17 protein-coding genes and 1 pseudogene are annotated in these 26,499 nt (G+C 42.3%); 6 read left to right on the top strand and 12 right to left on the bottom strand.

The features are described 5' to 3' along the window. Window positions 1–29: 29 nt before the first annotated feature. Both bioD and HWQ44_RS32745 read right to left on the bottom strand, forming a co-directional pair. On the bottom strand, window positions 30–710 hold the full coding sequence (gene bioD / locus HWQ44_RS32750; protein ID WP_292726550.1) for a dethiobiotin synthase: 681 nt from the start codon (window positions 708–710) through the stop codon (window positions 30–32). Next, the gene (locus tag HWQ44_RS32745; protein WP_292726615.1) at window positions 710–2,443 is read right to left on the bottom strand and encodes a protein kinase; all 1,734 of its coding nucleotides are present in this window, start codon (window positions 2,441–2,443) and stop codon (window positions 710–712) included. Before HWQ44_RS32745 ends, bioD begins: the two co-directional genes overlap by 1 nt. Window positions 2,444–3,288: 845 nt before the next feature. Between HWQ44_RS32745 and HWQ44_RS32740 the strand changes: the two genes are divergently transcribed. Beyond that, window positions 3,289–4,305, top strand: coding sequence for a ribose-phosphate pyrophosphokinase (locus HWQ44_RS32740; RefSeq protein ID WP_292726549.1), 1,017 nt, complete (start codon window positions 3,289–3,291; stop codon window positions 4,303–4,305). 577 nt (window positions 4,306–4,882) lie between these two features. Here HWQ44_RS32740 and HWQ44_RS32735 read toward each other — a convergent pair. Together HWQ44_RS32735 and HWQ44_RS32730 are read right to left on the bottom strand one after the other, a co-directional pair. Continuing rightward, window positions 4,883–6,055: a sulfate ABC transporter substrate-binding protein gene (locus HWQ44_RS32735; RefSeq protein WP_292726547.1), complete on the bottom strand. Its 1,173-nt coding sequence runs from the start codon at window positions 6,053–6,055 to the stop codon at window positions 4,883–4,885. A 123-nt stretch (window positions 6,056–6,178) separates the two neighbouring features. Further along, window positions 6,179–7,060, bottom strand: a complete 882-nt coding sequence (locus tag HWQ44_RS32730) for a hypothetical protein (RefSeq protein WP_292726545.1) — start codon at window positions 7,058–7,060, stop codon at window positions 6,179–6,181. 256 nt (window positions 7,061–7,316) lie between these two features. On the opposite strand from HWQ44_RS32730, the gene HWQ44_RS32725 reads away from it, so the two are divergent. Together HWQ44_RS32725 and HWQ44_RS32720 are read left to right on the top strand one after the other, a co-directional pair. Continuing rightward, the gene (locus tag HWQ44_RS32725) at window positions 7,317–7,910 is read left to right on the top strand and encodes a hypothetical protein (protein WP_292726544.1); all 594 of its coding nucleotides are present in this window, start codon (window positions 7,317–7,319) and stop codon (window positions 7,908–7,910) included. A gap of 248 nt (window positions 7,911–8,158) precedes the next feature. Continuing rightward, window positions 8,159–11,362 carry a tetratricopeptide repeat protein gene (locus HWQ44_RS32720; protein WP_292726542.1) on the top strand — a complete coding sequence of 1,068 codons (3,204 nt, stop codon included), beginning with the start codon at window positions 8,159–8,161 and terminating at the stop codon, window positions 11,360–11,362. A gap of 184 nt (window positions 11,363–11,546) precedes the next feature. On the opposite strand, the gene HWQ44_RS32715 is transcribed toward HWQ44_RS32720, so the two are convergent. Genes HWQ44_RS32715 through HWQ44_RS32705 form a run of 3 tightly spaced genes read right to left on the bottom strand, consistent with a single transcriptional unit; the run spans window position 11,547 to window position 15,245 of the window. Beyond that, window positions 11,547–13,736, bottom strand: a complete 2,190-nt coding sequence (locus HWQ44_RS32715) for a xanthine dehydrogenase family protein molybdopterin-binding subunit (RefSeq protein ID WP_292726540.1) — start codon at window positions 13,734–13,736, stop codon at window positions 11,547–11,549. After that, the gene (locus HWQ44_RS32710; protein ID WP_292726538.1) at window positions 13,733–14,710 is read right to left on the bottom strand and encodes a xanthine dehydrogenase family protein subunit M; all 978 of its coding nucleotides are present in this window, start codon (window positions 14,708–14,710) and stop codon (window positions 13,733–13,735) included. Before HWQ44_RS32710 ends, HWQ44_RS32715 begins: the two co-directional genes overlap by 4 nt. After that, window positions 14,697–15,245: a (2Fe-2S)-binding protein gene (locus HWQ44_RS32705; RefSeq protein ID WP_292726536.1), complete on the bottom strand. Its 549-nt coding sequence runs from the start codon at window positions 15,243–15,245 to the stop codon at window positions 14,697–14,699. Before HWQ44_RS32705 ends, HWQ44_RS32710 begins: the two co-directional genes overlap by 14 nt. Before the next feature lie 596 nt (window positions 15,246–15,841). Between HWQ44_RS32705 and HWQ44_RS32700 the strand changes: the two genes are divergently transcribed. Next, window positions 15,842–17,035, top strand: coding sequence for an NAD(P)/FAD-dependent oxidoreductase (locus tag HWQ44_RS32700; protein ID WP_292726535.1), 1,194 nt, complete (start codon window positions 15,842–15,844; stop codon window positions 17,033–17,035). Between the two features lie 313 nt (window positions 17,036–17,348). Here the strand turns inward: HWQ44_RS32700 and HWQ44_RS32695 are convergent, their stop codons facing one another. The 5 genes from HWQ44_RS32695 to leuC form a co-directional block, all read right to left on the bottom strand. After that, on the bottom strand, window positions 17,349–17,843 hold the full coding sequence (locus tag HWQ44_RS32695) for a DUF6174 domain-containing protein (protein WP_292726534.1): 495 nt from the start codon (window positions 17,841–17,843) through the stop codon (window positions 17,349–17,351). 116 nt (window positions 17,844–17,959) lie between these two features. Next, the gene (locus HWQ44_RS32690; protein WP_292726532.1) at window positions 17,960–18,394 is read right to left on the bottom strand and encodes a type II toxin-antitoxin system VapC family toxin; all 435 of its coding nucleotides are present in this window, start codon (window positions 18,392–18,394) and stop codon (window positions 17,960–17,962) included. Continuing rightward, the gene (locus HWQ44_RS32685; protein ID WP_292726530.1) at window positions 18,391–20,154 is read right to left on the bottom strand and encodes a DUF4209 domain-containing protein; all 1,764 of its coding nucleotides are present in this window, start codon (window positions 20,152–20,154) and stop codon (window positions 18,391–18,393) included. The genes HWQ44_RS32690 and HWQ44_RS32685 overlap by 4 nt, the downstream gene beginning before the upstream one ends. Before the next feature lie 330 nt (window positions 20,155–20,484). Then, complete coding sequence (leuD, locus tag HWQ44_RS32680; RefSeq protein ID WP_292726528.1) at window positions 20,485–21,093, bottom strand: 3-isopropylmalate dehydratase small subunit; 609 nt, start codon at window positions 21,091–21,093, stop codon at window positions 20,485–20,487. A 141-nt stretch (window positions 21,094–21,234) separates the two neighbouring features. Continuing rightward, window positions 21,235–22,638, bottom strand: a complete 1,404-nt coding sequence (gene leuC, locus HWQ44_RS32675; protein WP_292726526.1) for a 3-isopropylmalate dehydratase large subunit — start codon at window positions 22,636–22,638, stop codon at window positions 21,235–21,237. 310 nt (window positions 22,639–22,948) lie between these two features. Between leuC and HWQ44_RS32670 the strand changes: the two genes are divergently transcribed. Together HWQ44_RS32670 and HWQ44_RS32665 are read left to right on the top strand one after the other, a co-directional pair. Further along, the gene (locus tag HWQ44_RS32670) at window positions 22,949–24,304 is read left to right on the top strand and encodes an AAA family ATPase (protein WP_292726525.1); all 1,356 of its coding nucleotides are present in this window, start codon (window positions 22,949–22,951) and stop codon (window positions 24,302–24,304) included. Window positions 24,305–24,566: 262 nt separating this feature from the next. Further along, a pseudogene (locus tag HWQ44_RS32665) lies at window positions 24,567–26,499 on the top strand (ribosome assembly protein 4); the annotation flags it as partial.

Below are 26,499 nucleotides of genomic sequence, written 5' to 3'. Positions count from 1 at the left end.
AAGGGAATAATTCATGCCCAATGCCCAATTTAAAGTCTTAGTGTTTCCCAATCTAAATCTGATGCTATTTGAGCAAGTTTATCTAAGTCGGTCAGGTTATCTAGATAAGGTAAGCAGCCTAAAACTGGCGTGTTAGTGAGTGATTGAATCAATTGATATGGTGTCCAGTCGGCTATTTCTGCATCCGTTCGGGGTTGTACGCAGTTCAGCACAATGCCTTTGAGATTGACGCGTGATTGTCTAGCTAATGCTACATTCGCCACTGCTTGAGCGATCGCTCCTAATCTCACTGGTACTACCAGTATTGTTGGTAAACGCCATTCCCCCGCCAAATCAGCTACCGTTAATTCCTCAGTTATGGGCGAACCTAACCCTCCCAAAGCTTCCACAAGCACAAAATCACGATGCGATCGCAACTTAGACAAAGCTTGCCACACAAGAGCTAAATCTACTCGGCGATTTTCCCGTGCAGCTGCGATGGGAGGAGCCAGAGGTGCTTGAAAGTACAAAGGTGTAATTTCTTCTGAGGATTGTTCTAGCACAAATAGCTTTTGATACCACTCGCGATCGCCAATTCCCGATTGAATCGGTTTCATGATTCCCCAGCTACGCTGCGGGTAATATTTTTGCCAATAGGCTGCTAATGCTGTTGTTAAAACAGTTTTACCAGCTTCGGTATCAGTTCCAGTAATCAGTAGTGTGTTTAACATTAATTTCTTTGGCCAGAAAATGGTTGTGTTTCATCAACCGGCGGAAAAGTTGGCGTACTAGTCGAAGGAGTTGGCAAGGGTGTCTCTGTGGGAATTGGCAAGGGTGTCTCTGTAGGAAATGGCAAAGGTGTTTCTGTGGGAATTGGCAAAGGTGTTTCTGTGGGAAATGGCAAAGGTGTCTCTGTGGGAATTGGCAAGGGTGTCTCTGTCGGTGTTGGTTTGACTAGTTTTTCTAATGCAACACTGAGGTTGTAATTGCTTTCGGCAACTCCTGGAACCAGAGTTAACTCAATAGTATATCTACCAGTAACCAGCAATGAGCCTTGATAGGATGTTACTTGCTGGGCACTAAGATCAATTGGTTGTCCATTGGGACTTAAGACTGTTAACAAAATGCTGCTTCCTGGCTCAATAAACGTAGTTAATTTAGCTCCTTCCTGCCCAGAAAAAGTGTACCGGATTATTTGATTTGCTTTGAGAGTCTCTTGAACTGTGACTGTGTTATTTGATCCCAGATTGAGGCGCTTACTAGATACAACAGGTTGCTCGTTAGTGGGTGTGGTTGTAGGTGTAGCTGTAGGCGTGGGTGTAGATGTGAATGTAGTACCACCAGAAATTACTGGTGAAGGGAAATTTTGTGGAAGCGTCTCATCTGGTGTTTTCGGCTGACTGCGGATGGAACTCACCAGGGCCCAAGAACCAAATCCCGCGACAATCACGACAGCAGTACCAATTGCAGCGATCGCTAAAGGATTATCCAAAACTGAGCTAGTGGGACTTGGTGGAATCACAGGATCGGGTTTCTTGGGCGAAGCTGCTGCTGGTACTAGGTCAGGACGGCGACCAACAGCCATTGTCTGTAAGTTGGACACATTCACCGGAGGAAGACTGACTTGCTCTAAAGGTTGTAGTGCTTGAGATACACTAGCAGCACTTTGATAGCGATCGCTCGGTATATGATTCAACATTCGATTCAAGACCTGGGCAAATCGCGGATTCACTTTTACCCACCGCTGCCAATTCCAAGTGAGTTGATTTTCATCAAATAGATCCCTTGGTTCTTTACCAGTCAGCAAAACTATCGCACTCACCGCTAATGCATACAAGTCGCTGCTAGGGTAAGCTCCCCCTGTTTGCATTTGTTCACTAGGAGAGTAGCCTAATTTTCCCACAGTGGTTTCTGGCATTGCACTCTCTGGCGATCGCAAACGTGTGGCCAGTTCCTTTACCACCCCAAAGTCAATTAACACAGGTTTAGCGTCACTATCTCGCAAAATAATATTTTCTGGCGAGATATCTCGGTGAATAATCCCTCGACTGTGAATATGCTCTAAAACAGGTAACAACAACTGTATCAGCTGCAATACTTCAGCCTCTGTGAAGGTTTGACCAACAGCTTGACGTTCAGCCAGCAGAGTTCGGTACGTCTGACCTGCAACGTAGTCCTCCACCAAAAATAAGCGTTGGTCTTGCTCAAATCTTTCCCGGAATTTAGGCACTTGTGGGTGTTCGATTTGATATAAAATTGCAGCTTCTCGATGAAAAAGCTCTTGTGCCCTCTCCCAAGCCAAAGCCGACCTTGCTGTTGAAATCAATTCCTTGATCGCGCAAAGTTCGTTAAAGCGCCTCTGGTCTTCTGCCAGATAGGTTCTACCACATCCTCCTTGTCCGAGAATTTGAATTATGCGGTAACGGTTTTGCAAGACAGTGCCAACTGTAATCGGTGGTTGCATGAGCGATTGATTGAGTGTAGTAGCAACTGAGGAGGAAGTCACCCACAAAGATTTAAGTCCCGGAGGCGACACAGTTACATGCAGCGATATTCTACCTTACCTAATAGCTATACCCCCAGCTATACGCAAATTAAGGAGGCAGGAGGTAGGAGGTACGAGAAAATAAAGCTTGTCCTGTAAGCTTTTTCACCTTTTTAAACTGGATAGTTATTTTCGCCAAGCTGCGCTAGTTTTTGTTCTCCTGTTCCCTGTTCTTCATTGACGCGCCGCGCCCCAGACAATGAATGAATGGACAGTTAAGAGAGTTGCATAAGACGCTGGAAGCATGACCCAAGACAGGTTGGAGGCAGTTCAAGTATTCCTCCTGCCTCCTACCTGCTTCACACACCCTATTCTGGAATTTTATTGCGTGAATTAAAACTTAAAATTAAATCTGCCAGTTTATTTATTTATTGCTAGTATCATAGAATATAATAAGATACACCTTAAACACTTAGTCCCAAATGTTCTCTTGTCTAAGAACAAACTTCAATATTACTTAATTTGTAAATGCTTTACTGTCAGTTATCAATGAGGTAGTTAGAAGAAGCAATCTATCACACCAATTTCTGAGAAATTGGGATTATTTGCCTCAACTCAAAAAATTTAAACTATAGACCTAGTGGACGGACTTGATATCCCTTAAGCTATCAATAGTTTGCTTGCCAAGAAAATTAGACAGTTAGCGAATGATAATTTTATGGGGAAATGTTTAAATTTTGTATGGAAGCTTTAACAAAACTCACAGATGTTTTTTTAGGCGATTTCTCGGTTAAATCTATTAAATCTCTAATGATAATATTGCTATGAATGCACATAGAGGATCTGCTGTGCTCAGTTCTGCAACTTTCAAGGTGCAACCATCTGCAACAGGGCTGAACGAGAATCATCGCCTGCGGCTGTTTTCTGGCTCTGCCAATATACAACTGTCTCAAGAAGTCGCTCGTTATCTGGGCATGGACTTGGGGCCAATGATTCGTAAAAGATTTGCGGATGGAGAACTTTACGTTCAAATCCAAGAATCGATTCGGGGTTGTGATGTCTATTTAATCCAGCCATGTTGTCAACCCGTGAACGATCATTTAATGGAATTATTGATTATGGTTGACGCCTGTCGTCGGGCTTCTGCGCGACAGGTGACGGCAGTAATTCCCTACTATGGCTATGCCCGTGCCGATCGCAAAACGGCAGGACGAGAGTCAATAACCGCCAAGCTAGTTGCTAACTTGATCACCGAAGCAGGTGCCAACCGCGTTCTAGCAATGGATTTACACTCGGCTCAGATTCAAGGCTATTTTGATATACCTTTTGACCATGTTTATGGTTCGCCAGTGTTGCTAGATTATCTAGCAAGCAAAGAACTGCCTGACCTTGTGGTTGTTTCCCCTGATGTTGGTGGTGTAGCACGAGCTAGAGCATTTGCAAAAAAACTGAATGATGCCCCGCTGGCAATTATTGACAAACGTCGTCAGGCACATAATGTTGCAGAAGTGTTAAATGTCATCGGCGATGTTAAAGGCAAAACGGCAGTGTTGGTGGATGACATGATCGACACCGGAGGCACGATCGCTGAAGGAGCGCGATTACTGCGTGAAGAAGGAGCGCGTCAGGTATACGCCTGTGCAACTCATGCAGTGTTCTCTCCACCAGCGATGGAGCGCCTGTCCAGTGGCTTGTTTGAGGAAGTCATTGTCACTAATACGATTCCCATACCCGAAAACAACCGCTTTCCACAACTAGTGGTGCTGTCAGTAGCTAATCTGTTAGGAGAAACTATCTGGCGGATTCATGAAGATACTTCAGTCAGTAGTATGTTCCGCTAGGCAATATAAAGACTGTCATTCCCTTTACAGGCAGAAATCACCCACACTGTACCCCTTGATCGGTTACAGTGTGGGTTTTTTGCAGACCGAAGGTTGGGAGGGGATCTTATATCAGGTTCGGTTAAATACTTATAACATCTGTAGGTTGGCTTGAGGAACAAAACCCAACGCTTGATCCTTGTTTATGTTGGGTTTCACTGCCGTTCAACCCAACCTATATTGATAAATTTTATTATTAGTAATCACCCGAACTTGATATTAAGTGAACCGGATTGCATCCCCTCCCTGTCTGACTTGAAAGTGCTGTTAGCGGATAGCTAGGGTTTAGCCCGTACTGAGTAAAAATACCAGTCTTCAGTCAAGAGTCCCTAGTTCCTTTTTCATCGGGACACCTTTGATATCAAGTCCGGTTAATTACTTATGATTACCGCATCCGTGCAAAAGTCAGGAAAACCTCTTTCTCCCTGCTCCCTGCTCCCTGCCCCCTGCACCCCTGCGGTCTAAATGATAAGTCTTTACCCGAACATGATATGAAACACCTTACTTTGTGGGGAAGGAGAGCAAGAGGATTAGCTTTCTAAGACTTTTTCGCTCGAATTTTGTCAAAAATAGCACCTTCATCAAAGAATTTCTTTTGAATTTCCTTCCATCCTCCTAAATCTTCAGCTTTGAAGATAGTTTTAATTTTGGGAAATTTGCCTTCCACTTCTTTTGTAATAGTCAGGTCAACGGGACGAAATCCTAATTTGGTAAACTCTCGTTGCGACTCTGGGGTGTAGAGAAATTTGATAAATGCTTCTGCAATCGGGCGAGTACCATGTTTATCGACATTTTTATCTACAACAGCAACAGGATTGTCGATAGAGATATTGACATCAGGCACAACGTATGAAATTTTCTTGCCATTTTGTGCCAACAAAATCATCTCGTTTTCATAGTTGAGCAGAACATCACCTTGATTATCGTTGAAGAATAGTTCAGTGGCATTTCGAGCAGTTTTAGGCAACAAAGGTGCATTGTTATAGACTTTGGAGGTAAAGTCTATTGCTTGATTTTCATTTCCGCCAGTTTTTGTTACAGAACCCCAGAGACTAAGGAAGTTCCAACGAGCACCGCCAGAGGTTCTAGGGTCAGGTGTAACGACATTTACGCCATCTCGTGCCAAATCTGCCCAAGTTTTGATATTTTTGGGATTACCTTCACGAATAGCGATCGCATCTAGAGATTTGGTCACAATTGCATCATTAGGCGCTTCTTTTTCCCACCCCGGTTGAATAAAACCTGCCTCAACAAGTTTATTAATATCAAGGGCAAGTGACAGGTGTACCACATCAGCTTCTTTACCGTCAATCACGGCAAGAGTCTGGGAACCTGAACCATCATAGCTTTGATTAAAAGTGACATTTTGGTTATGTTCTTTCTTCCACTGTTCGATAAATTTAGGAATGATTTGCTGGTATGCTGCACTAGTAACCGAGTAAGAAACAAAAGTTAGGGTTACATCACTCTGGGAAGCTGCGCCAGCATTACCAGTATTATTGATATTACGTGGAGAGCAGGCAGCCATCACGATACTCAAGCTAACTCCAACCAAGAATAGGGACGCAACACCCCACGCAGAATACTTGTACAACCATCGGATTAGTTGTACGCGCCACTGTCTTGCAGTGTGTAAAGCTTTAACAATATAAGTCTGAACTAATTCAGTCAAATATCTCCTTGATTTAGGAGGACGTTGCCCCTGGTTCATCAAATTTTTCCCCTGAATCTGCGGTAACTTGAGCTAGATGCTGTAGTTAAGGGGCATTATAAAACATTGGTTAAGGATAAATAACTTTTTATTAACCTAAATTTAAACAAATTATTCAATATATCAAGGAGAACTAGTTTTGGAAGCTTCTGGACTGCGAATGATGATATGTCCCTTATCACTTTCTTGAATAGCCAACACTGACGGTAGCTCATCAAGTGTTGCATTTGGGGGCAATGCTCGAAACAAATAAATCCAGCCACCACGTTCTAGGAGTAAGCGCCAGACTCTCGGCTGCTTTGGATTGCTGATATCATTATCTTCCCTGCCTCGCAAGTCATCGAATAAACCGCGATCGCCAATTATGCGATAACCTTTCAAAGACGGATCGGTAAATATATCATCAAGTTTGCGTCCTACAGCAAACTTTTCTTCCGGTGTAATTAAGGCTACAACGGGCAAAGTGGAGTTTTGACCAGCGTCTCGTCGTGCATCTGCAATGCCTTGCCAACGAGCTAACCAAAATATCACAATTAACACCCAGGATACTATTACTATCTCATTGACTAGCGATCGCAAAAAATCAACTGAGCGCAGTTGTCCAGAACTAAATTCAGCTAGAGATTTTAGTCGTTTAGCTGTCCATGAGCGTTTGTATTGAGTTGCAGAGATGATGCGACTTAGTAGTAATTGGCTTGCAGAGACGGCTGTATCACTGATGATTTTAATTAACCATAACGTTGCTTGAATTGCGATCGCAGCTATAAAAAAGGCGATCGCAGTTTTGCAGATTGTCCAACCATCTCCGAGAAATATTTGCAGGGGAACTATGAGAAAAGACTGTGCAGGTAAGTCGAGGGTATTGAGTTCTAGTTGAAAAAAGTAGAAATATGACCAACGGTAAATCCAGCCTGCAAAGAAAAGCGCCGCACCCAGTAAGCCAAGTACACTGGTGAATTTACCTAAAATATTGGTTTCCTGGTTGGAGTTGGGGGTTTGAGTCATTGGGGAGATGGGGGAAACTATATAGCATTTATGGTTTGTATGCAATATATGACCTCTCTCCAAACCTCTCTCCTAAGAGGCGAGAGGCTTTGAATCTTACTCCCCAACGCTAGTTGGGGGTTAGGTCTATCTTGCACTCAACTGCAAACTGCTATAGGTAAATAATCAGTTGATTTTAGTGATTTTACGGAAATTATACATACGCCTTTGAAGTTTAATGAGAAAGTTAAATATAGTCAAATATACTGTTAAAGCCATGAAAGCTTTTTTCCAGGGATGGGTTGTGGCAATCTTAGTAATGGCAGCAGCGATCGCAGGGAACATCGAAGCTGTAATTGGTCAGGATGTCAAGACGGGAAATTTCTTGTTGGCACAGACACCAGTCAACGCAGATGAATTAGAACTTGCAGTAGCATTACCAGAGTTAGCAGAGGTCATCTTTAAAGGGGGTGAGTCAAGCAGTGGTCAGATAACAGGAATTGATGCACAGGGAGAAATACTATCAATTCAGCGTAATGACAAAACTGCCGCAATTCCCCTGAACCAAATTCAAAAAGTAGTTTTCAAAGATGAGGCATTGGTTCACAGAAGCAATGGAGAGCAGATTCTGCGGGGTGAGCGAGACCGTCCCACTAGTAAGCCCATGACTTGGAGTGGTATACCCCTAAATGCTTTTGCTGTAAAAAATGCTACTCAAGGTCAAGCGATTGTGAAGCTTAAACCACCCGTAGTTTCCACAGCACAAATACGGGGTATTTGGTCAGTGGCTAGAAATCGGCAATATGTGATAGATGAAATTCAGTTTGATTCGCGACAAAGAACGATCACTATTGTTGCAACACCTTATTGAGTGTGAATTATTTTAGCTTACTGCTATACATTGGTGTCTACTTAACGTGAATCCCCGATGAGTTACGCTTTTGCTGATGTTGGCAACAAAAACTTCGATGCTGGCAACAAATGTTTAAATGTTTATAACAAATGCTTCGATGCTAGCAACAAATGTTCAAAGATTTCCAATCAATGCTTGACCGTTAGCAACAACTGCTTTGATGTTGCTAATAGTCAATTGAAAACAGCTACTTCTAGCACTATTGTATGAAAAAAATTCTCACCAGTCTTTTAGCTGTGGGTGTTTCTCTAACGCCTTTAACAGTAATGCTGATATCTCAACCCACCTGGGGGCAAACTCAGAACTCACGATCGCAAGAAACAGAAAAACTTCTAGAGCAAGGAATAAAGCTGACAGAGCAACAGGAACATCCACAAGCAATACAAACATTTCAGGAAGCTTTAACCATTTCACGAAAACTCAAAGACCAGAAATTTGAAGCAATCGCACTGGTTGGACTTGGGCGTAACTACGACGCTTTAGCACAAAAGCAGAAAGCACTCGATTTCTACAACCAAGCTCTGCCCCTTTTACGTGCTGTAGGGAATCGCTCTGGTGAAGCTGCTACCTTGGGTAATATCGGTGCAATCTATTCCGATTTAGGACAAAAGCAAAAAGCACTCGATTACTTCAATCAAACTTTACCCCTTAGTCGTACTGTGGGCGATCGCTCTGGTGAAGCTGCTACCTTGGGTAATATCGGTGCAATCTATTCCGATTTAGGACAAAAGCAGAGAGCACTCGATTTCTACAACCAAGCTCTGCCTCTTTTGCGTGCTGTAAGCGATCGCTCTAATGAAGCCACCACACTCAATAACATCGGTCAAGTCTACGACGATTTAGGACAGAAGCAAAAAGCGCTCGATTTCTACAACCAAGCTCTGCCTCTTTTGCGTGCTGTAAGTGATCGCTCTGGAGAAGCTGTCACACTCAATAACATCGGTGGAGTCTACAACGCTTTAGAACAAAAGCAGAAAGCACTTGGTTATTTCAACCAAGCTCTTCGACTATATCGTGCTATGGGGGCTCGCGCAGATGTTGCTACTGCACTCAATAACATCGGTCAAGTCTACGACGCTTTGGGACAAAAGCAAAAAGCACTCGATTACTTCAACCAAGCTCTGCCTCTATATCTTTCTGTAGGCAATCGCTCTGGAGAAGCTGCCACACTTAATAACATCGGTCAAGTCTACGACGCTTTGGGACAAAAGCAAAAAGCACTCGATTACTTCAACCAAGCTCTGCCTCTATATCTTTCTATAGGCAATCGCTCTGGAGAAGCTACCACACTTAATAACATAGGTCTAGTTTACAACGGTTTAGGAGAAAAGCAAAAAGCACTCGATTTTTACAACCAAGCTCTGCCCCTATATCTTTCTGTAGGCGAGCGCTCTGGAGAAGCTATCACACTCAATAATATCGGTCAAGTCTACGACGATTTAGGACAAAAGCAAAAAGCACTCGATTACTTCAACCAAGCTCTACCCGTTTTGCGTGCTGTAGGCGATCGCTTTGGTGAAGCTGTCACACTCAATAACATCGGTGGAATCTACGACGATTTAAGAGAAAAGCAAAAAGCACTCGATTTTTATAACCAAGCTCTCCCCCTTTTACGTGCTGTGGGCAATCACTCTGGTGAAGCTACCACACTCAATAACATCGGTGGAGTCTACGATGACTTAGGACAAAAGCCCAAAGCGCTCGATTACCTCAACCAAGCTCTGTCCCTAAGACGTGCTGTGGGCGATCGCTCTGGTGAAGCTACTACCCTCAATAATATTGGTGCAATCTACAACGCTTTAGGAGAAAAACAAAAAGCACTCGATTTTTACAATCAAGCTCTGCCACTTTTGCGTGCTGTGGGCAATCGCTCTGCTGAAGCTGTCATCTTGGATAATATTGGTGTACTCTTCCAAAGTACAAATCGACCGATTGAAGCTATTACTAATTTGCAGCAATCTCTCCAACTAAACTTAGAAATGCGCCGAGGTTTACAACGGGAAAATCGCCAAAAATTTTTAAATCAAAATGGGGCAACTGCTTTAGTTTATGTTCTTATTAACCAAAAAAAATCTGAGCAAGCCTTTGAATGGGTTAACCGATTCACCACAGCCGATCTGGCTGATTATACTCGCCTCATTAATGCCACAGTTGCCAACCCAGAAGCACAGCATAGCCTTGATGACTGGAATAAAAACAATCAGCAATTGGAATCCCTGCGACTACAACTACAAGAAAATTTTTCTGAAGCTTTAGCCCAAAAAGTTCGGCAATTAGAAGCACAAGTTTACTCAGAAGCCGAAAAGGTATCCCGCCGTTTTCCTGAGTTGGCAGAACTACTTGAAACTACATCAGCAGATACTAAAACACTGATATCTTCCATACCTACAGGAACGGTTGTAGTTCAACCTGTCTTATTGACTAATGTAAAGGATATGCCTGATAGCATCGCCTTTTTTATCTTCACAAAAGGCGAGTTAAGCGTTATTAAAAATACTATTAATCCAACTAAATTTAATAAACTTATTACTCAATACCTGAAAGAAATACAAGATGACAGTGATGGTAACTTCACTTTAACCGGTGGCAAACTCTATGATATTCTGATTCGTCCTGTTGAAGACAAAATTCAGGCTTTATCACCTAAACAACTGAGTATTATTGCTACTGGTAAACTGCGCCAATTACCTTTTGAGACTCTTTACGACAGCGAAACAGACCAATTCCTGATCCAGAAATATCCTGTCAACTATCTCACTCGTATTTCCAATAATTCCCTAAAATCTCCAGGTATGCGAAATGTTGTACCTCACAAACCACAAGCTGTCTTAGCATTTGGGAACCCTGTACCTCATGATCCGCAAAATCTGCCAGATGCAGAGGTAGAAGTCACAAAGATTAAAGAAATACTGCCAGACAGTGAAATTTATATCCACAATCAAGCCACCCTCGAAAAGTTTAAAACCTTAGCATTGCGCTTCCCATTTATACACTTAGCAACTCATGGTTGTTTTCAAAATGAAGGCTGCAAAAAATATAATTTAAAAAGTAATACATTACTATTTGCTGACACACAACTCAATATTGGCGATGCTGCTCTTTTAGGATTACAAGGTACACAACTGCTAACGCTCAGTGCTTGTCAAACTGCTGCTGAAACTAATTTCAATGGTGAAGGTATTGCAGGAGTTGCTTATATATTTGAGCGTGCCGGTGCTAAAGCTGTGATGGCAACTTTATGGGCAGTTAATGATAAATCAACTCAGAAATTGATGGTTGATTTTTATCAGAATCTCAAGCAGGGTATGACCAAAGGAGAAGCTTTGCAAAAAGCTAAGTTGAAGCTAATTGAAGAATATCCCCATCCTTTTTATTGGTCGCCATTTGTGTTGATTGGCGATGCACGGTAAAGTAATTCGTAATTCGTAATTCGTAATTCGTAATTAAAGAGCCAAGGCGAATGGAATTCGCGGCTACACAGGCAAAGTCCGCCTCCGCGGACTAAGAAAAATTGAGGGTTTGAAACCCACGGAGGTGGGTTTTGTTTGTGTAGACACGGTTTCTAACCGCCTTTTTAATTACAAACCGATTTACTCACAACAACTTGTCTGGTGTAATTGGCAAATCGCGAATCCGCTTACCTGTGGCATGATAAACTGCATTAGATATGGCAGCTGCTACCCCAACAATCGGAAGTTCCCCCAGGCTTTTGGTTCCTAGTGCATTCACATAAGGATCGTGTTCTTCAACAAATTGCACTTCCATATTTGGGATATCTGCATGTACAGGAATCAAATAATCGGAAAGGTTAGCACCAACTATTCTGCCCTGATTAGCATCCATAACAGTTTTCTCCATCAGCGCCATACCAATTCCCCAGGTAATGCCGCCGATAACTTGACTCCGGGCTGTCTTGAAGTTGAGAATTCGCCCTGCACCATAAACGCCTACGCAACGTCTTATTTTGATTTCTCCCAACAATTCATCGACTGCAACTTCCACAAATATCGCCCCAAATGAGTGTTTGGCATATTGTTTACTCTCTGGGTTAAGTGAAGATTCCTCTGTAACTTCTAAACTTTCTAATCCATGACGGCGGAGAATATCAGTGTAGCTGTCTCGCTTTAATGGGTCTTGTTTTAAAAATATTTCCCCTGACTCGACGGTAATATCTTCTGCTTGAGATTCATAAAGTAGAGAATTTGAATCTCCGATCGCCATTTGAATTATTTTATCCCGTGCGGCGATCGCTGCTTTCTGCACCGCCGGAGAAACACTAGCAACGGTAATTGAGTTCCCTGTAATGGGGGCTTTGGGGAGATTGCTATCACCTAATTCAAACTGCACTGGTAAACCTAATACTTCAGCAGCTACCTGCGTCATCACTGTATACGTGCCAGTACCGATGTCTTGAGTACCACTTTGTACTTTCACTTCTCCAGTGGCAAAAATTTCTACCTTGACTGATGCAGTTTGAACGTTGGTAGGAAATGTTGCACTTGCCATTCCCCAACCAATCAAGAAATAACCATCCTGCATGGAACGGGGAACTGGGTTGCGTTGTGACCAACCAAAAATTTCTGCCCCTTTTTGGTAACATTCTTTTAGGGATTTACTCGACCAAGGTAATTCTTTGTGGGGATCGATATCTGCATGATTTTTTAGTCTTAGTTCTATTGGGTCAATATTTAAGGCGTATGCCAGTTCATCCATTGCTGATTCTAGGGCAAACATTCCCGTGGCTTCTCCTGGGCCACGCATAAAGGTTGGTGTGGCACTATTGATCCGTGCCAAACGATATTTAATTTCTAAATTGGGACAGGCGTACATCATTATTGTGGCTGCACCCACTGGTTCTACAAAGTCATCAAATAACGATGTTAAGGATGTGCCAATGTGATTGATGAGGGTTAGTTTACCTTCTTTGGTTGCACCTAACGTTAGCTGCTGTTGAGTTTGGGATCTATGACCGCAAGCTGTGTACATTTGCGATCGCGTTAGCACAACTTTCACAGGGCGTTTTACTTGACGAGATGCGATCGCAGCTAAGATAGTATGCGATCGCAGCAATGCTTTACAACCAAATCCTCCACCTAAATATTTGGAGATGACGCGGACATTTCCTTGAGGAATATTCAGAATCGATGCAATTCCTCTTTGGGTTGCAGAAATGCCTTGAGTGGTTTCATACAGCGTCAAATTATCCCCTTCCCAGATTGCGATCGTTGCAGAAGGTTCAAGGGGATTATGATGTTCCATTGGTGTGGTATAAACTTGCTCTACCATCACATCTGCTTGGGCTTTCCCCGATTCAATCTCTCCTCTGGTGATTTTAGCTGGCATCATGCCAAAAAATATTGATTCAGGTTCAAATACCTCTGCATCTGCCACTGTGACTGTAGAAATGGCTTCTTCGTAGATGATTTTTACTCTAGAGGCAGCAGTTTCAGCTTGTTCTAAAGTTTGGGCAATTACAACCCCCAGATGTTGACCATCGTAATAGATGTTATGGTCTTTTTCGGTTGACTGAGGTTGTTGAGGGCCAAAGAAGGGTATCTTTACCAGAGATGGGGTTTGTTGGTAAGTAAGGATATCTAGCACACCAGGGGCGATTGCGGCTGCGGATGTGTCTATTTGGATAATTTTACCGCTAGCGATCGCGCTTTGAAAAATCACTCCATAAGTTAAATTCTCTATGGGCACATCGGCTGTGTAAGGTGCTTCTCCTGTTACTTTCAGCCTACCATCAACGCGATCGAGTGGTTTACCGATAATTTTATTCATAATCCTTCTGCCACAACTGAGAGTGCGCGTACCAAAGCACGTTTGACTAATTCAATTTTGAATTCATTGTGTGTTTGCGGTTTTGCTTCTTTGACGGCTGCTTCTGCTGCGGCTGTAAAGATATCTTCGTTAATTGCTTTCCCTTTGAGAAATTCCTCAGCTTCCCTTGCACGCCAAGGTTTGGGTGCGACTCCTCCAAAAGCGATGCGTGCTGATTTGATGATATCTTCTCCTATCTTTAAGGCAACAGCTACAGAAACGAGAGCAAATTCGTAAGAAGCACGATCTCTTACTTTTAAATAATGAGACTTATATGCAAAATCTGGAACTTCAATGGCAACAATTAATTCTCCAGGCTGTAATAGAGTTTCTTTTGCTGGTGTCTCACCTGGTAAGAGATAAAAATCATGAATTGAAATTCGCCGTGATTGTTCTACCCCTTGGATGCAAATTACTGCATCTAATGCCGTCAAAGCTACAGCTAAATCGGAGGGATGCACAGCAATACAATGTTCGCTAGCTCCGAAAATAGCGTGCATTCGATTGTAACCTGTAATTGCTGAACAACCAATACCTGGAGTGCGTTTATTACAAGGAAAAACTGGATCGCGAAAGTAACCACAGCGGACTCGTTGCAATAAATTACCGCCCACTGTTGCCATATTTCGCAATTGCGGTGAAGCACTTTGTAATAAAGCTTGGCTAATTACTGGATAACATTCCTGAATTTTGGGATGAAAAGCCACATCACTCATTCGAGAGATAGCACCAATGCGGATTCCATTAGCTTGAGATTCAATATCTGCTAAGGGCAAACTATTAATATCAATTAATATATTTGCTGTTTGAACTCCATCCTTCATCAATCCCAGTAAATCTGTACCACCAGCAATAAATGCAGCAGTTTTGTCTTGCTCAACTGTGGCGATCGCAGTCTCTTCTGAGGTAACTTTAGCATAACTAAATGGCTGCATCTTCCATTTCCTCTAGCACATCGCGAATTGCGGCAATAATATTAGGGTATGCTCCACAACGGCAAAGGTTTCCACTCATCTTTTCTCGAATTTCTGCCTCAGATTTCGGCGATTCTTCTAATATCATTCCCACGGCTGAGAGAATTTGACCCGATGTACAGTAACCACATTGAAAAGCATCATGGGTGATAAAGGCTGTTTGCATGGGGTGGAGTTTGCCATCTTGTGCTAATCCCTCAATTGTGATAATTTCACTCCCGATGTGCATGACTGCTAGAGTCATACAGGAGTTGATTCGCCGATTATCAACTAATACAGTACATGCACCACATTCACCGCGATCGCAAGCTTTTTTAGTTCCCATCAGACCCAGCTTTTCTCGTAGTGCATCTAGTAAAGTAACACGAGGTTCTAGCTTGACTGAGTAGGAGATATTATTGACATTCAACGATAATTCTACTTCCTCTGAACCCAATATTTTCAATTCTTGGGTAAATGAGTTTGAAGTTGTTGGAGCTAAAGAATTTTCTTCCATGTTTCATACAGATAATAATTACATCATTCCTTCGTCCCTACAGCTTTCTTGATTGAGAGCTAAATTCTTGATTATTTCTACATTTATTTTATATTTGTCGGTTGTTAAATACCTACCAGATTTATTTCCACTGTTACTATAGTAGCGATAAAAAGTCTGAGGATGTTCTAGTTTAAGAGGTTGTTTGAAAAGTTGTAAAGTATACTCAAAATCCCGCTTCCATTCCTCTCCCCAAAAGGTCAAGAGGCTTTGAAACCCTCATTCCCTTGTAGGGAATGGGGGCTGGGGGGTTAGGTTTTCGAGGTTTAGATGTTACCAAAAAAACTTTTCAAACATTCTCTAACTTCCTGACATTTAAAATTCAGCAAGATAACGGCAATAGCAGAGGGCATGAAGCGCTAACTTGGCCTTGTCCTCTTTGTTGACAACCCATTAAAAAACTAATTCAAAGTTAATTCTTAAGGAAGATTGACTAAAAAAGGATTCAGGAGTCAGAATAACGACTGTGGGACTGGCTGAAAGATGAAGTTGCAGAGCAACTGGCTTTAGATATGAAAGAAGCGTATGTATTCTTGAGGATATTCTGACTTCTAAATATGAACAAAAATCTAACTCAGAAATTATCCAAACCCATAGTAGAAAAAGTTGCCATTGTCGGTGCAGGCCCAGGCGGTTTGGCTACTGCGATCGCACTGAGAAGCCAAGGGATAGACGTTCAAGTATACGAAAAAGCTCAAGAATTTCGTCCGGCTGGAACTGGACTAGGACTAGCTCCTAATGGCTTGAATTCTTTAGATGCGATCGCGCCGGGAATTGTCGAAGCCCTCAAAAGTTCAGGGTGCGAGGTTCACCACACGGTTTTAAAGAATATTCAGGGAGAAACAATCCGAACTAACACAACTAAATATTTAGAGCAATACGGACAACCTTTGTTGACTGTTTGGTGGTATCGTTTGCAGCAAGTTCTGGCCTCTCGATTGCCCTCTGACATCATTCATCTCAATCATCGCTGCATCGGCTTTCAGCAAGATGAAAACGGTGTGAAAATTCACTTTGATGGCGAAAAATCGGTATATGCTGATTTGCTGATTGGGGCTGATGGCGTCAACTCTGTGATCAGAGAAACTTTATTTGGCGAGGGTCAACCTAATTATATCGGTAGTATGTGTTGGCGTGCTGTCATTAAATATCACCACGAGCTATTTAATGACTATGAATTAGTCTTTGTCAAAGGCAATCAACAGTTCATGTACATTCTCAATGTGGGCGGCGGTTATACCAGTTGGATTAGTCGCAAGTTCTCGCCTGAATACTCCCTTTCCCACAGCGCCGATGAGGTGAAATCTCGTATTCTCCATGAATTAGCTGATTGGGATGAATCTTTTCGGGCGGTGGTTGAAGCAACACCAGCCGAGCAAATTTGGGAAGGGCCGATTTGCGATCGCCCGCCGTTAACTCACTGGAGTCAAAGCAGAGTCACTCTCTTAGGCGATGCTGCTCATCCGATGGCACCTGCTATGGGACAAGGAGCCAATACCACTTTTGAAGATGCATACGAACTGGGAGAGTGTTTTTCTGATTCAGCTAATCTGCAAGAAGCTCTGACTAGCTACGAACAGCGTCGCATTGAGCGGACAAAACCCATCCAAGCTCGTAGTGCCTTGGGTGAGATGCGGTACTACGACGCTAACTTTGTGGCATCTAGTGGGCAGACGCAAGAGCGCCAAATGAGTCTTAATGATGATTTTCACAAATGGGTGTACGATTTCAAGCCATCTGTAAAAAGTTAAATTTTAGCGTGGTATCAGTAAAGCTACTTTGAACGCAATTGGCGCAGAAACTCACAGTAAGCGCTAATCTTATCGAGTAATTTGAGAATATCAGAAGTTACTGTTTTTAGTCAAGCGCTCAAAGATAACAAAATCGTGGAATAATTGAGAATAATTCGCGGAAAATCAATATAACTTAATCGAATTGTTAATTTTTGTTAAAGGCGATCGCCATCACCTTTTTTGAGTAAAGTAAAATATTAAATCTTCTTTTGAAGTTGCTACTTTACCCCTATTCTTCGTAGAAATTGAGCGGAAATAATCTGCTTAATATCTATTTAATTTGCTGAAACTTCTCAATTGTCAAAAAGATTTCTTCATCAGCTATTTGACTGTTGTAATCGATATTAATTTGGGTTGGATAGCCGAGTTTAGGCTCGTAGCGGACATCCAGGCTGGATGCCTTACGGTTTATACCATCTTGAATTACATTAAAAAGCTTGGGAATTGTTTTGTATTGTTGAAATAATTGCGGATTAACTGGTTGACCTGTAGCTACAGAAGTGATTGAAGTTGTTTGACCATTCCGGACTTCAATCACTACTGGCCCTCTAGCATCTGGTATACAAAAGCAACTGTTGCTAACTGTAATGCGATAGTTAGAAATATTTGCCTGATTCCACAAACGGCGATTAAAATTTAATTGTCTTAAATTCAAGTTATTATTCGTTTGACATTGTGTTTTCTCAGGGGTAGTTTGAGAAATCGCTGGGAGGTTCAGACCTAGAGATAGCAATAGTGTTGCACTGACAATGATAGGTAAACGCATATCAATCCATTTAGTTTAAAAACCCTAATAATTATAATATATTAATTACTTTTCTTGTTTAAATAAACGTTGTCTTTTGATTAAAGCTATTTCGTGGGTAACTGAATTTCCAGCTTTTAAGAATACCCATCTATAGTCCAATCTTCAAGACATAAATTAGGAACTTTGCTAAAATCTTTTTGATTACGCGTAACGACAATTGCCCTCTTAGCAAGAGCGATCGCAGCAATTCTTAAGTCTTGTGTACCTACCTGGATTTTTTGCTGGCGTAAACGCTGGTAAGAATTGTAGGCTGCATCATCGAACTCCAACAAATTCATACTACAAAAGTAAATCTGGGTTATTCGCAAATTTCGATGAGCAACTGCTAACAGTTCTGGTTTAGTAGCACATTTGCTGATAGAAGCTAGTCTGCCTTTCAACTGTTCTTCGAGCGTGACTGTTGTAATAAATATGTTGGAACTTCCGACAGCTTGAGCGCGTTGTAGAATTTTAGAATTACCATGTTGAGAAAGAGTAACATGATCGGTATCGAGGATATATTGGCTCAAGCTGATTGATTCTCCTCTAAGGAAGCCTCATAAGCAGCGACTTCTGCATCTAATTCACTTCGATTTACAGCCATATCTTCTACAAAATCATCAAAAAGTGGGTCATCTTTGAAAATACCATCAAACTTAACCCAAGGATTGGACTCTTCAACCTGCTGTTGCTGTTTCAAGATTGGCAAACAACAAAGCCGTAATGTGACCCACCATAAGTAAGACATAATAGGGCTGTTGAATTCACCATCATTAATTAAACCGTGAGCCATGCGGTTTCTTAAATTTGAACCAGAACGTTCAATTAGCAAACCTTGGAGATCAAAAAGTGTGTCTTCATCAAAAATTGAGTTTATTTGTGGATAGTTGCGGGCGAAAAGAGTAGTATTCAAATCACGCTCATCTTCAATTCCCTTATCGATATCAATTTTTGAGGGTAAAGCACCGTGTTTTCGGAGTAGATAACGGATAGAATTCTCAATTTGAGGAATGAGAATATGCGTGGATGTGAAGAAGTCTCCGGTTAGTCCAGCGTAAAGACCTTTGGCAAACTGCTGTTCTCTACCTGGTGGCACAAAGGGGTTATTTGAAACAATTGGAAATAAGTCTTCTATTTGTACATTATGTTCCAAATTTATTTTATACTTTGCTGGCTCAGTATAAGCTAGAGCCTGAAGTTGTTGATAGTAGATTGCATTTTTGTACATCTCAAAACGAATTGATTCTTCTACCTGCTCTGGATTATTGGATAAGCCTAACTTGGGTTGACGAGCTACAACTTTACCCATCTGATTAATCATTGAAGATGGGAATAAATGATATATGGGATTTTCAACAGCTATTTCCAAGACTTCTTGTCGAAGCTGAGACACTTTAGGTGGTGTTCCTAGAAATGCTAGAGAAAAGAGTGCATTATAAAATTCTTTACCTTTAACGTGCGATCTGGCTATATTTACTTGAACACTAATATCTGTTTCATGAGACATAGAAACTAACTCATTTAAGGATTGTTCCTGATACTCGCTACGAAGCTTGCGAACCTCTTCGGCTCTTTCTTTTGCAGCGATAGTTTCTTCCTTAGTACCTCGGACATTCATGAAAGCTTCAAAAGCTTTCTCCATAAAATGTGACGCTTTTAGGTAGCTTGCATCTGTACCCTTAAGGCTATCTTCAGCTTCTTTGACATAGGTTTCAGCAGCCTGCATTTGCGCTGTACGTTCCTGTTTTGCATCTTTTTCAAGACGATGCCATTGTGCTTTAATTTCCCAATAGTTTCTTGCTCTACGCCAATCATTCGCTGATTCTGATATGGTTGCGGCTTTCTCAGCCAAAGCAGCGTATTTCTTAAAATTACCGCGTTTGTGTTCCTGTAAAAGCTCCATAAGCTTTGCTGATAAAAACTTTGGATCTTCTCCATTGCAGCGTTCAAGAACTCTCTCTATATGTGCAACAACATCTTCAAATTTATGATTAATTTTGCATGCTAGCCAGAGCGCCCGTTCAATTTTAGCGAAACACAAAGTCCAGTTTTCAAGATATTCTAATTCTGCGGCAGATTTTAAGTAATCTGTGACTGCTAACTGCGCCATTTTATAAGAGTCACGTCGTTTGCTTGTCCAGAGAATATCTGCAATTCGTGCTTGAAGCTCTGGATCTGAGACTTCACCCACAATCTCAGCCAAAAAATCTAGATGTTCATCTGTCAAGCGCTCAACAAATTTAGCCAAAAACTTCTCATTTGATCGCGGTTGGATTGCAGCATCAGTCACAACCACTAGAATCTCAAAGACAAACTGTTCTCTGAAATTTCCTGCTTCCTTTGCTTCTTGTGCCTTGTTCCAGAAGACTCTGTTATAAGCACCACACTCTTTTCTATCGCTGCTATTAACCACGTTTTGCCAGCGAGAGTTAATAAAATCTTCTTTAGTGAGAGGAGGGTTTATTAATGGCATAGTCTAGAATTACTTGGCTTTATATATATCTATATCTACTATGCCAAATCTGAAATAGATTGAGCTATTGTTAGCTCTAACTGAAATAATGCAAAAAAGTTATAAATTAACATTCCCCGGCAGAGCCAGGGAACGAGAGAGAGAATGCTAACTTGCGGCTAAATTGCCCCAAGCCACGTAGGGTAATTTTGCAGATGTTGCCCGAACTTGGTCAGCATTTGCCACCAACTGACCGCAAGCGTCCCAAGTTCCAGAAATAAATGTGCTTCTTGTACCTTCACCGATCGCAACTGGGGCAGTGTAATCATCAATTTGCACTTGCAAGGTTTCCAGATTTACTGTCACGGTGGTTTGAGGATTGGCAGCGACTAAATCTTGCAGTTGTTTAACAGTAACAGCATCGGCTGTCAGACAAGGTATGCCCATTGCCACACAGTTACCGAAAAAGATTTCGGCGAAACTTTCACCGATTAAAGCTTGAATCCCCCATTTTGCGATCGCTTGGGGAGCGTGTTCCCGTGATGAACCACAGCCAAAGTTGCGGTTGACTATTAAAATATTTGCCCCTTGGTATTGGGGTTGGTCAAAGGCATGTTCACCTTTAAGTGCTGTCCGGTCATCGATAAACGCGCCTTCACCTAAGCCATCAAAGGTAACGGCTTTTAAATATCGCGCGGGAATGATGCGATCGGTATCTATATCATTACCCACTAAAGGTATACCGCGCCCTGAAACTGTTTTAACTTCACTCACCATAAACTTTATCTATTCTTGCAATGACAGCCTTTTGAAAAAGGGATTGGGGACTGGGGACTAGGGACTAGGGAAGATGAGGGAGTCGGGAATAAGTAAACTTTCAATTCCCAGTCCCCAATCCCCAGTCCCCAATCCCCAAAATTACAGCAACTCGCGCACATCAGAGACTTCGCCTTTAATTGCAGCAGTGGCCACCATCGCCGGACTCATTAACAATGTCCGACCGGAAGAGGAACCCTGTCTGCCTTTAAAGTTGCGGTTGGAGGAGGAAGCACTGATTTGTCTTCCTTGTAACTTATCGGGGTTCATGGCTAGACACATAGAACATCCCGGTTCCCGCCATTCAAATCCGGCTTCCTGAAAGATTTTATCCAGTCCTTCAGCTTCCGCCTCTTCCTTCACTCGTTCAGAACCAGGGACAACGAAGGCTTTGATTCCTTCTGCAACGTGGCGACCTTTGGCGATTTTTGCCGCTTCCCGTAAATCACTAATTCTGCCGTTGGTGCAACTACCAATAAAGCAGACATCGATTTTAGTGCCCTTGATGGGTTGGCCAGGATATAAATCCATATAGCGATAAGCTTCTTCGGCAATAAATCGGTCTTCTTCCAGCAGTTCTTCTGGTTGAGGGACTGACTGGTTGACACCGATACCTTGACCGGGAGTAATCCCCCAAGTGACGGTAGGAGGAATTGACGCAGCGTCGAATACCACCACATCATCATATTGGGCATCAGTATCGCTCTTGATGGAATTCCACCAAGCCACTGCTTTATCCCAATCTGCATCTTTGGGTGCAAAATCTCTGCCTTTGAGGTAATCGTAGGTGACTTGATCGGGATTGACGTAGCCGCATCTAGCACCACCTTCGATCGCCATATTGCAGACAGTCATCCTCTCTTCCATGTTCATTTGCTCAAAGGTAGTCCCTGCAAATTCGTAGCCATAGCCTACACCACCTTTCACGCCAAGGGTGCGGATGATATGCAGGATGACATCTTTGGCGTAAACTCCTGGGTTGAGAGTGCCGTTAACTTCAATTTTGCGGACTTTCAGTTTGGAGAGAGCGAGAGTTTGGGAAGCGAGAACATCGCGGACTTGGCTAGTACCGATACCAAATGCGATCGCACCAAATGCCCCATGACTTGATGTGTGACTATCTCCACAAGCGATCGTCATTCCTGGTTGGGTCAGCCCAAGTTCGGGAGCGATGACGTGAACTATACCCTGACTGCCAGAACCGATGTTGTAAAAAGTTATGTTATTTTCTTGACAGTTATTTTCGAGCGCCTGGATCATTTCCTCTGCCAAGCTATCAGCAAAGGGACGCGCCTGATTTTCTGTGGGCACAATATGATCGACAGTGGCGACAGTTCGCTCTGGAAACAGTACTTTTAGATCCCTCTCGCGTAACATAGCAAAGGCTTGGGGACTGGTGACTTCATGAATTAGGTGAAGCCCGATAAATAGTTGCGTCAGCCCTGAGGGAAGTGTACCAACGGTGTGTAAGTCCCAAACTTTGTCAAACAGGGTACCTTTGCTCATACGTCAATCAGTATTTAAAGAGTCCGATCTTAAATAGTATCAAAAAAGAGTGTCGGTTTTTGCAGATAAATTCATATTTTTCAAGACAGATGCGCTTCTCCTCGCCGCAAGGTAGGGGCACATAGGCACGCAGAGAATTTGCTCCGAGTTGGTGAAATGTTGTTTTTGCAGAGTTAATAACCCATTTGCTCATCTTTGAGGCAGCAAAAGCGAAAATTCTCCGAAATATTGAGATGCAAAGATGTAAATAACTTTATCCTGTTGAACAAGGATATCTAAGACAATACGAGATAATTGCACTACCAGTATTATGCCCATAGATTTACGGGAATTTTATCAGGCTAGCGATCCCAGCAGAACTCTGTTTGTCAACAATAGCTCTGATGGCAAGTATTACATAGATTTTTCCTCGGTACGAGGTGGGGATATTCTTCACAAGTTGAAGCAGAAGATTACTTTTTTTAAGCCGAATGAACCCACTTGCACTTTATTTACTGGGCATATTGGTTGTGGAAAATCGACAGAATTATTACGGTTACAGGCAGAACTGGAAAAGTTAGGCTTCCACGTCGTCTATTTTGAGTCCAGTGACGATTTGGAAATGACTGATGTTGATATTGCTGATGTGCTGCTAGCGATCGCTCGGCGGGTGAGTCAAAGTCTGGATAAAATTACACTGGAGTCACCTAATAAGTTTAATGAGTTGCTGCATGGTGCTTGGAAGGTCTTAAACTCCGAAGTTACGGGGGTAAAAGTTAAGGTTCCGAATATCGGCGATTTTGGTGTCATCTCTGAAAAAGAAAAGCTTTCTCTGTCTGTGGGCATTGGTGAAATCACCACCAAGATGAAAAATGACCCAACCCTGCGAGAAAAACTCAATCAGTATTTAGCACCGCAAAAAACTAAGTTGTTAGAAGCGATTAATCAAGAATTATTGGAACCTGCGATCGCTAAACTCAAACAGCAAGGTAAAAATGGTCTGGTGGTAATTGTCGATAATCTTGACCGCATAGATAATCGTGCCAAACCTTGGGGTCGTCCGCAGCAAGAATATTTATTTGTCGATCAGGGTGAGTTTTTGACGAAGTTGAATTGTCATCTCATCTACACCATGCCCTTATCTTTGAAGTTTTCCAATGATTACGGAATGCTGACTCAGCGTTTCCCAGAAGATCCCAAGGTGTTACCAATGGTACCTGTACAAAGGACTGATGGCAGTGTTCATGTAGAGGGAATGGCACTCATGCAGCAGATGGTATTAGCGAGAGCTTTTCCTGACTTTGCACCAGAGGAGCGTTTAAATAAGGTTACCGAGATTTTTGATAGTGCTGCTAGCCTAGAGCGGTTATGTAAAATGAGCGGTGGTCATGTGCGGGACGTGCTGAGGCTGCTGAATACCTGGATTACGGAAGAAATGAGTCTTCCCCTAACTCGTAAAACCTTAGAGCAAGTTATTCGTTCTCGGCGGAATGAAATCATGTTACCGATTTCTGAGGATGAGTGGCAATTATTACGTCATGTCAAGGAAAGGAAAAAGGTGAGTGATGACCACGGATATCAAAAACTGATTCGCAGTCGGTTTGTATTTGAATATCGGGATGGTGGCGAGTCTTGGTTTGATGTTAATCCCGTTTTGGCAGAAGCCAGGGAGTTGAACGTTTCTTAACGGTAGTAGCGTGTCAAGACTAAATTTGTGCATTAGCAAACTCTTGTGGGATGGGCTTCTAGCCCGTCCTAATTGGCGGGCAAGATGCCCGCCCCACAAGAACCACAAGAAAATTTATTGCAATATTTTAGTCTTGACACGCTACTACTTCTTCCGTAACACACAATCTCTGGTTTTCGGTCGTTACGCTTCGCGATAACACACCCTACACTTGCTATTCACCCTGGCTCTTTTAATCCAAAATCCAAAATTCCAAATTGGTATGACAGATTCACAGCAACCTGAAAATGAAAAGGGACTGCAACAATTAGCTTGGGCGATTGAGTCCTCTGTGGGACAGTTTAAGCTGATTTTGGCCCGGTGTAATTATGCTAGCTTGCGCGATCGCTTAATCTCCAGATTGCGGGAAATTTGTCAAGTCGAAATTCGTGTCTTGACGGTGCAGCAATCAAACAGGACTCTTTATACTGCGATTCAGGAAGAATTGGGCGAAGAAATACCAGCCTGTGTGATGGTTGTCGGTTTGGAATCAGTGCCGAATTTGTCTGTGATGTTAACTTCTGCTAATCAGGTGCGGGAAGAGTTTCGCAAGAATTTTGCTTTTCCCTTAGTGTTGTGGATTGACGATGAAATCTACAAGCAACTAATACAGTTTGCGCCAGATTTGGAAAGTTGGGCGACTACGAGAAATTTTGCTATATCAACACAGGAATTAGTAGATTTTATCATCGAAACTGCTAATCAATGGTTTAGTAATAACTTAAAATTTAGCAAATATGTATATATCAAACTGGATAACGAGCTAGAAGCAGCGCAAAGATATTTACTCAACAATCCGGATGTTTATAATTTAGAAATTCAAGCTGATTTAGAATCTTTGTTAGGTTTTATCAAACAGATAAATAATCAGAAAGATTTGGCGCTACAGCATTATCAAAAAGCTTATAAGCTCTGGCAGCAAAGTAGTAATTTAGAACGGCAGGTAAAAATCCTCGGTGAGATTGGCGTTGGTTATTATCTCAAAGCTTTTAAAAATCAAGATATCAATCATCCAGATTGGCAAGCTGCTGGGTATTATGTTCAAGAATATATAAATTTTATTAACCAGTTTCAAAGTCCAGATTTAATTGCTAATACAGCAATTAAATTCGGTGATATTTTGCGAGACTTACAAAAGTGGGAAACGTTGCAGAGTCTTTCTGAACAGGCTTTAGTAATACATCAAACTAACAATCAGCCAAGGGAATTAGCCAAGGATTACGGTTTTTTAGCTGAGGTGGCTTTGGCTCAAAAAGACTGGGTGAAAGCAAATCAGCTTGTTCAGCAAGCCTTGGAAGTTTTTGCCGCAATTCCCAATTTGGAATCAGCGAATATATCAGGGGTTTTAGCTGAGATTCCCAAAAAGGTTTTAAAATCAAAAGATTTGAGCTTATATCAGTTTATTTTAGGTCGTTCTCAATACCATTTAGGTCAAATTCAACAGGCAACTCTCAGCTTAGAAACTGCTAGGGATGTGGGTAATCCCCTAGAAGATGTCAGGCTTTACTTAGATATTCTCAGATTTTTGCAGCAGCTTTATTTTGAGCAGAAAGAATATCTCAAAGCATACAAAATTAAACAGCAACAGCGTTCTATTGAACAGCAATTTGGTTTGCGGGCTTTTATTGGTGCGGGGAGGTTAGAAGCTACAAAACAGGCATTTGTAGAGACATTGCGCTCAAACTCTCCCCAAGGAAATATAGCCCCAGAAATTGCTGCATCTGGTCGCCTGTTGGATATAGAACGTTTAATTGAACGTATGGGTCGCCCTGATTATAAGCTGATAGTAATTCATGGGCAATCGGGTGTGGGTAAAAGTTCCCTGGTGAATGCGGGACTGATACCAGCTTTAAAGAATAAAGCGATCGGTACTCAAGATTATTTGCCGGTGGTAATGCGCGTTTACACCAACTGGGTGGAAGAGTTGGGGAGGCTTTTGATCACAAACAAGGGGGATGAGGGAAATGAGGGGGAGCAGAGGAGCAGGGGAGCAGGGGAGCAGAGGGGCAGAAGAGAGTTAGAACTTCGTTCATCCACCTTTGAACTGGATGAATCCATATCAGAACTCCGTTCATCCACCTTTGAACTGGATGAATCCACCTCAGAACTCCGTTCATCCACCTTTGAACTGGATGAATCCACCTCAGAACTCCGTT

This window comes from Nostoc sp. JL34, from assembly GCF_017114945.1.
Lineage (GTDB): Bacteria > Cyanobacteriota > Cyanobacteriia > Cyanobacteriales > Nostocaceae > Nostoc.
Note: the sequence above shows the minus strand (reverse complement) of the source record. Positions and strands in the feature narration are given on the sequence as shown.